Source organism: Leisingera sp. G5_S3_59_S7, assembly GCF_054968485.1.
On record NZ_JBQKUH010000023.1, the window covers coordinates 62,053 to 68,052 of the forward strand.

11 protein-coding genes are annotated in these 6,000 nt (G+C 64.6%); all 11 read left to right on the plus strand.

Features of this window, described 5'->3' with window-relative positions:
* Window positions 1–13 precede the first annotated feature (13 nt).
* On the plus strand, window positions 14–625 hold the full coding sequence (locus ACTRWG_RS12165; protein WP_154667793.1) for a hypothetical protein: 612 nt from the start codon (window positions 14–16) through the stop codon (window positions 623–625).
* 34 nt (window positions 626–659) lie between these two features.
* Window positions 660–1,088: a thiol-disulfide oxidoreductase DCC family protein gene (locus ACTRWG_RS12170; RefSeq protein WP_036797455.1), complete on the plus strand. Its 429-nt coding sequence runs from the start codon at window positions 660–662 to the stop codon at window positions 1,086–1,088.
* Window positions 1,085–1,630, plus strand: a complete 546-nt coding sequence (locus ACTRWG_RS12175) for a DUF4166 domain-containing protein (RefSeq protein ID WP_462829358.1) — start codon at window positions 1,085–1,087, stop codon at window positions 1,628–1,630. Before ACTRWG_RS12170 ends, ACTRWG_RS12175 begins: the two co-directional genes overlap by 4 nt.
* Before the next feature lie 84 nt (window positions 1,631–1,714).
* Window positions 1,715–2,011, plus strand: a complete 297-nt coding sequence (locus tag ACTRWG_RS12180; protein ID WP_462829359.1) for a hypothetical protein — start codon at window positions 1,715–1,717, stop codon at window positions 2,009–2,011.
* 107 nt (window positions 2,012–2,118) lie between these two features.
* Window positions 2,119–2,520: a hypothetical protein gene (locus tag ACTRWG_RS12185; protein WP_462829360.1), complete on the plus strand. Its 402-nt coding sequence runs from the start codon at window positions 2,119–2,121 to the stop codon at window positions 2,518–2,520.
* A 145-nt stretch (window positions 2,521–2,665) separates the two neighbouring features.
* On the plus strand, window positions 2,666–2,809 hold the full coding sequence (locus ACTRWG_RS12190; RefSeq protein WP_462829361.1) for a hypothetical protein: 144 nt from the start codon (window positions 2,666–2,668) through the stop codon (window positions 2,807–2,809).
* Between the two features lie 120 nt (window positions 2,810–2,929).
* Window positions 2,930–3,340: a hypothetical protein gene (locus tag ACTRWG_RS12195; protein WP_027236908.1), complete on the plus strand. Its 411-nt coding sequence runs from the start codon at window positions 2,930–2,932 to the stop codon at window positions 3,338–3,340.
* Window positions 3,341–3,387: 47 nt separating this feature from the next.
* Window positions 3,388–3,813 (plus strand): hypothetical protein, encoded by a 426-nt coding sequence (locus ACTRWG_RS12200; protein ID WP_462829362.1) that lies wholly within the window; start codon window positions 3,388–3,390, stop codon window positions 3,811–3,813.
* A gap of 60 nt (window positions 3,814–3,873) precedes the next feature.
* The gene (locus ACTRWG_RS12205; protein WP_027236910.1) at window positions 3,874–4,290 is read left to right on the plus strand and encodes a secondary thiamine-phosphate synthase enzyme YjbQ; all 417 of its coding nucleotides are present in this window, start codon (window positions 3,874–3,876) and stop codon (window positions 4,288–4,290) included.
* A 123-nt stretch (window positions 4,291–4,413) separates the two neighbouring features.
* The gene (gene nrdR / locus ACTRWG_RS12210) at window positions 4,414–4,881 is read left to right on the plus strand and encodes a transcriptional regulator NrdR (RefSeq protein ID WP_027236911.1); all 468 of its coding nucleotides are present in this window, start codon (window positions 4,414–4,416) and stop codon (window positions 4,879–4,881) included.
* Entirely contained in the window at window positions 4,881–5,978 is a 1,098-nt protein-coding gene (gene ribD / locus ACTRWG_RS12215; protein ID WP_084299597.1) for a bifunctional diaminohydroxyphosphoribosylaminopyrimidine deaminase/5-amino-6-(5-phosphoribosylamino)uracil reductase RibD, read from the plus strand. The genes nrdR and ribD overlap by 1 nt, the downstream gene beginning before the upstream one ends.
* Window positions 5,979–6,000 lie beyond the last annotated feature (22 nt).

Sequence of the window (6,000 nt, forward strand, 5' to 3'; positions counted from 1 at the left end):
GGAATTTCAGATCATGTTGTTCAGATTCGTACTTGCCGCATTGGCTGCCGGCACAGTAACCGCGCGGGCAGAAGCCCCGGATTTCCATCAGATTCCGTTCCTTTCGGACGCCGCCAGCGCCTCTATTCAGAGAGACTATGAGAGGGTGCGCTGCAAGCGGACGTATATGGTCGCGGTGTCGCCAAACGGCCATTGGGCGTCCCGTTGCAGCGGCAATAAACTGTCGTCGACGATTACCAGCGCCGTGCTGCAAAAGTGCGAGCACAGCGCCGGACAGCCTTGCGGCCTGGCGATTGCAAGGGGGCGGAACCTGCCCGGTTGGCGGGCGGTGTCCTCGCTGGTTTATGCAGAAACGGTCAATCCTGAAACCATCCCGTTTGTGGACGGCCTGCGCGGCCGGGATGTGGTTGCCCGCTACACTGCGGCCCGTCGGAACAAGGCGCTTGCGCTGAGCCGGAACGGTGCCTGGGCCTATGCGTCCGGGCGGCTGACAATGCGTGAGGCAGAGCAGGCTGCGCTTAGCAATTGTGAAGAAAATGATGGTAACCGTATGCGGTGCTTCTTGTACGCTTCTGGCAATGAAGTGGTGTTTGGGCCCGAGACGGATATCTATCCCGAGCGCTGATCAACGCTGGAGCAAAATTTGGAAAGGCCGTTCCATGACCGCCGGTGACCCGCGTCAGAACCTCATCGTCTTCGACGGCGAATGCGTGCTGTGCTCTGGCTTCTTCCGTTTCATGCTGCGCCATGACCGGGAAGGCCGGTTCTCCTTCGCCACAGCGCAGTCGCCTCTGGGGCAGCAAGTTTACCGCGAACACGGGCTGCCAACAGATGAGTTCGAGACCAACCTGGTGATCGTCGATGGTCGCTCCCATCAGCGCCTTGATGCGTTCGCTGCGGCGATGCGGGCGCTGGCCTGGCCCTGGCCGGTGCTGTCGGTCTGCCGGTTCCTGCCGGGATGGCTGAAGGACCCGCTCTATTTCAGCGTGGCCCGCAACCGTTACCGGCTGTTCGGCCGCTACAACAGCTGCATGATCCCCAGCCCGGAGATCCGCGCACGCTTTGCCGCCGGGGGCTTCGGCGCATGAGGGATGCCTTTGGCGAAATCATCGCATCGCAACGGCTGGAGGTGCCGCCAGCCCTGGTGCGATTCCATGCGCAGCCGCCGGAGCGCAGCCAGGGCGTTGTCACGGTGGAGGGCGGGAACCGCTGGGCGCGGCTGCTGGCCGGGCTGGCAGGCTTTCCGCCGCCAATGGCGCAGTCCCGCTTCCGGCTGGACGTCGCGCCGCAGGGCAGGGGGCACGTGTGGCAGCGCAGTTTCGGTAAGTACCAGACCCGCTCGCGCCTGCGGTTCGACCCGCGCAAAGGGCGGGCGATGGAACGCTTCGGGCCGGTTGAGCTGGAGCTTTCGGCCTCGGTCCAGCAGGGCGCGCTGGTGGTGACGGTCGAGAAGGCACGGCTGTTCGGCCTGCCGCTGCCCCGCGCATTGTGCCCGCAAAGCGCGTCGATGGAATTTGAAACGCCGGAGGGGCACCTGGGCTTCGACATCTCCGCCAGCCTGCCCCGGATCGGCCTGCTGGTGCGCTACAGCGGCCATCTCGTGCTGCCGGAGCTGGATGTCCGGCGTTAACCATTTGCTAACCTTGGCATTGTCCCGCCTGAGGGCGGCGCTTAAAATCGCAGGTATCGCCAAAGGTCTTCCGGGGGGAAGGGGATGTCTGCACATAATGAAATGAATGAGGCGCTTGCGGTGCTGACGGACAAGCTCCGCTCGCTCAACGATCTGGTGGCTGCCAACCAGTTTATGGTCGAGGCGCTCGCGCAGCAGGGGGAAGCGCTTAAGCAGATGGACGCCAGCGGCTCCAAGGATATGCTGCGCCGCCAGGCCAGGGCCAGGTTCAACCCGGACACCGGAACCGCGCCCAATGCGGCCGTTCTGGCCCTTCTGGAGGAGGTGCTGGGCCGCCAGCAGCAAAGCGCAGAGATCATTCCGTTCCCTGTGCGGGCCTGACATCAGCCCCACACACATCTGCGAGAGCAAGCGGCCTTGCCCGCAAGCGGCCCTTGGAGCCCCAGCCGCCAACCCTTATGTTGACCGCAGCAAAGGGATAATTCCGGATGAGACACTTCATTTACGCGCTTGGCTTGGCCTGTCTGGGCGCAGTTCCCGCATTTGCCGAGCCCTTCCTTGCCAACCGGGGTGTGCGGGTGCTGCCGGTCGATGACATCGTGTATGAGGTGGTGCCGGGAAGATCCGGCGGCACCTGGGACTATTGGTGCGCCGCCGCCCAGTATGCCCGCCGGGAACTGGGCGCAAACTGGACCGACCGCTTTTACGTGGTGCGCGGACGGGACATGAGCGTCACCACCGGCCACCGCTCGTCGGTGCAGTTCACGCTTTACCCGGAGCGGGCGGGCATCACCCCCAAGGTCGGCTGGCTGTCACTTGGCTTCCGCCCGGGCGAGAGCATGTCCGTGCAGCAGGGCCACGGCTACTGCGCGCAGGCGTCTGCCCTTTAAGATTTCCTGCAGGCAGCAATTGAGGATACAGGCAGATGGCAGCTGTTGAGCAAGCTGCGCCGGCGCTGGGGGCAGCGGCGTCAGGGTTGGGGATAAGATCACATTCTTCTTTTTGAGGCCGCCCTGAAACGGGGGCCGCTGCGCAATGGCAACTGTGGAAACCGTTGCCGAAGGAGCGGGCATGGGGCGTGCCGCGGGCCAGCATCTGCTGCGGGTCTATGACCAAGGCGTTGTAAACGCTGACTTAGCTGCGTTCGCAGCGGAGCTTGCAGAAACAGATCCAAAATGATTTGCCGCCGACGGCCTGCCGCCGCACGGCAGTGTGACTGGCTTGTGTTCCAAATTTTCCTACCCTTGTGAGGGAGCCGCCCGGCCGGGCGGGCAACCTTCAGACCGGAGGGAAGATCAGATGAAACCTGCAACCGCCGCCGCCGTTTTTGCCGCGTCCTTGATACTGGCGCTCCCGGACGTTTCCGCCGCTAACGCCAGCCGCCACAGCATCCGGGTCAATCCGGTCTCCGACGGCGTGTTCGAAGTCATTGCCCGGACCGGCAACGGCTACCTGTTCTGGTGCGGCGCCGCCGATCACGTGCAGCGTGTCTTGCGGCGCCCGTGGAGCAGCAAACTGTATATCTACCGCGGCCTTGGCCCCAGCGAAACCACCGGGCGCCGGTCTGCGGTCCAGTTCACGCTGGACGCAAATCTGGCGGCTGCGGCGCCGTCTGACGGATACAGGTCTGTCAACAGCCTGCAAGCTGGTGATACAATGAGTGTCCTGAGGGCCCACGAGTATTGCTTCGTGCCATTCGGGCGGCCCTGAAACCAGATTGATCCGCAGCTGTCGCAGCGGCGGGGGAGGGGGTTGAAATGAAATGCAGAAAACTGTGGCTTCCAGGGCTGCTGGCTTTGGTTCTGGCCGTTCCGGCACCCGCCTCCGCCTGGCGTGCGATCAACCGGAATGAGGTGCTGCCGGTTTCCCAAGGTGTCTGGGAAGTCGTGGCCCGGAGCCGGTCCGGCGCACAGGATTACTGGTGCAGCATCGCTGACTTTGCCATCCGCCAGCTGCGGGCGCCGGTCAATCAGCGCATTTACGTCTGGCGCGGAGAGGGGCCTTCGATCAACCGGCCGGGCCGCAAGGCGGTGCAGTTTGCCTTCGGCCTGCCACCCGGGGTGCCTGACCGCTCCGGCAGCCTTTCACTGAATGTGCGGGAGGCGGGCGACAGCCTGCGGGTGACGGCGGCGCAGACTTACTGCTATGACCGGCTGCCCGGGCGCGACCGCTGGCGGTGGTAACTGCTGAGACAGCGCAGCGTATCGGTTGCCTGCTGGCCCGGTTTCCGCCAAAACTGCCGCATGCACAACGAATTCACCATTCCGACGCGCGGTCAGGGCCTTTATGAATTCACTGCCGGGGTGCGGTCCTGGGTGGCTGGGAGCGGCCTGCGGGACGGGCTGCTGACGCTGTTTGTCCGCCACACCTCTTGCTCCCTGCTGATCCAGGAAAATGCCGATCCCGAGGTGCAAACCGACCTAAGGGCCTTTTTTGCCCGCCTGGTGCCGCCCTCGAGCCATCCGTCGATGTCCTATCTGCGTCACACCTATGAAGGGCCGGACGATATGCCGGCTCATATCAAGGCGGCCTTGATGCCGGTGAGCTTGACGGTCCCGGTGACGGGCGGCGCGCCGGTGCTGGGCACCTGGCAGGGTATATATCTGTTTGAGCACCGCGATGCCCCGCACCAGCGCCGGGTGGCTGCGCACCTGGCGTGAACCTCTTCATCTAGCGGCGAAAAATCAGCTCTACCCAAATTCTGGAGGGTAGCCTATAGTTGTGGATAACCGGGCTGGTTCCGGCACTAATAATCAAACTGACAGGATTGAGGAAGCAGGCGGATGCGCTGCCCATTTTGCGGAAATATCGACACTCAGGTCAAGGATTCACGCCCCGCCGAAGATCATGTTTCGATCCGGAGGCGCCGGTTTTGCCCGGCCTGCGGTGGCCGGTTCACCACTTATGAACGGGTGCAGCTGCGCGATCTGGTGGTGATCAAGTCCAATGGCAAGCGGGAGGATTTCGACCGCGACAAGCTGGAGCGCTCGATCCGCATTTCGATGCAAAAACGCCCGATTGAGCCGGAACGTATCGACCAGATGATCTCTGGCATCGTGCGGCGGCTGGAAAGCATGGGCGAGACCGACATCCCCTCCAAGAAGATCGGCGAGATTGTGATGGAGGCGCTGGCCCGGATCGACACCGTGGCCTATGTGCGCTTTGCCAGTGTGTACAAGAACTTCCAGGCCGCGGACGACTTCGAGGATTTTGTCCATGAGCTGCGCCCGCCGGTGGCACCGGAAGAATAATGGACGCTGATCATCGTTTCATGGCGCTGGCGCTGTCCCTGGGGCGGCGCGGCCAGGGCAATTGCTGGCCGAACCCGGCTGTCGGCTGTGTCATTGTGCAAGGAAGCCGGGTTGTCGGCCGCGGCTGGACCAAACCCGGCGGCCGTCCTCATGCGGAAACCGAGGCGCTGGCGCAGGCCGGCGAAGCGGCCCGCGGTGCCACGGCCTATGTGACGCTGGAGCCCTGCGCCCACCAAGGCGCAACGCCGCCCTGCGCCCAAGCGCTGATTGATGCCGGGGTGGCGCGGGTTGTGGCCGCCATCGGGGACAGCGATCCGCGGGTCTCCGGCCAGGGCATCCGGATGCTGCGGGAGGCGGGCATCCGGGTGGACACGGGCATCTGGGGCGCTCAGGCAGCGCGCGATCATGCGGGGTTCTTTCTCAAGACCGAACAGGGCCGTCCGCTGGTGACGCTGAAACTGGCCAGCAGCTTCGATGGCCGCATTGCCACCGGATCGGGGCAGAGCAAATGGATCACCGGGCCGGAGGCGCGCCGCGCCGTGCATGCGATGCGCGCCCGCCACGACGCGGTGATGGTCGGCGGCGGCACTGCGCGGGCGGATGATCCTTCGCTGACAGTGCGCGATCTGGGGGTGGAGCGCCAGCCGGTGCGGGTGGTGATCTCCCGCCATCTGGACCTGCCGCTGATGGGTCAGCTGGCCCGCACTGCCAAACAGGTGCCGGTCTGGCTCTGCCATGGCCATGGCGCCGACCAGGAACGCATTCAGGCCTGGGAAGGGCTGGGGGCCAAGCTGATCCCTTGCGCCTCGCACGGGGTGCAGCTGGATGCTGGGGATGTGCTGCAGCAGCTGGGGCAGGCGGGGCTGACCCGTGTGTTCTGCGAGGGCGGCAGCGCCTTGGCGGCCTCGCTCCTGGCCTTTGACCTGGTGGATGAGCTGATCGGTTTCACCGCCGGTCTGGGGATCGGTGCCGAGGGGCTGCCCTCGATCGGGGCCCTGGGCATCGGCCGGCTGGAGGAAGCGCCGCGGTTCGAGCTGGTCGAAACCCGTCCCCTCGGCGGCGACATCCTGCACCGCTGGACCCGGGCGCTGCGCTGACCCCTGATGTTCTTACCTGACA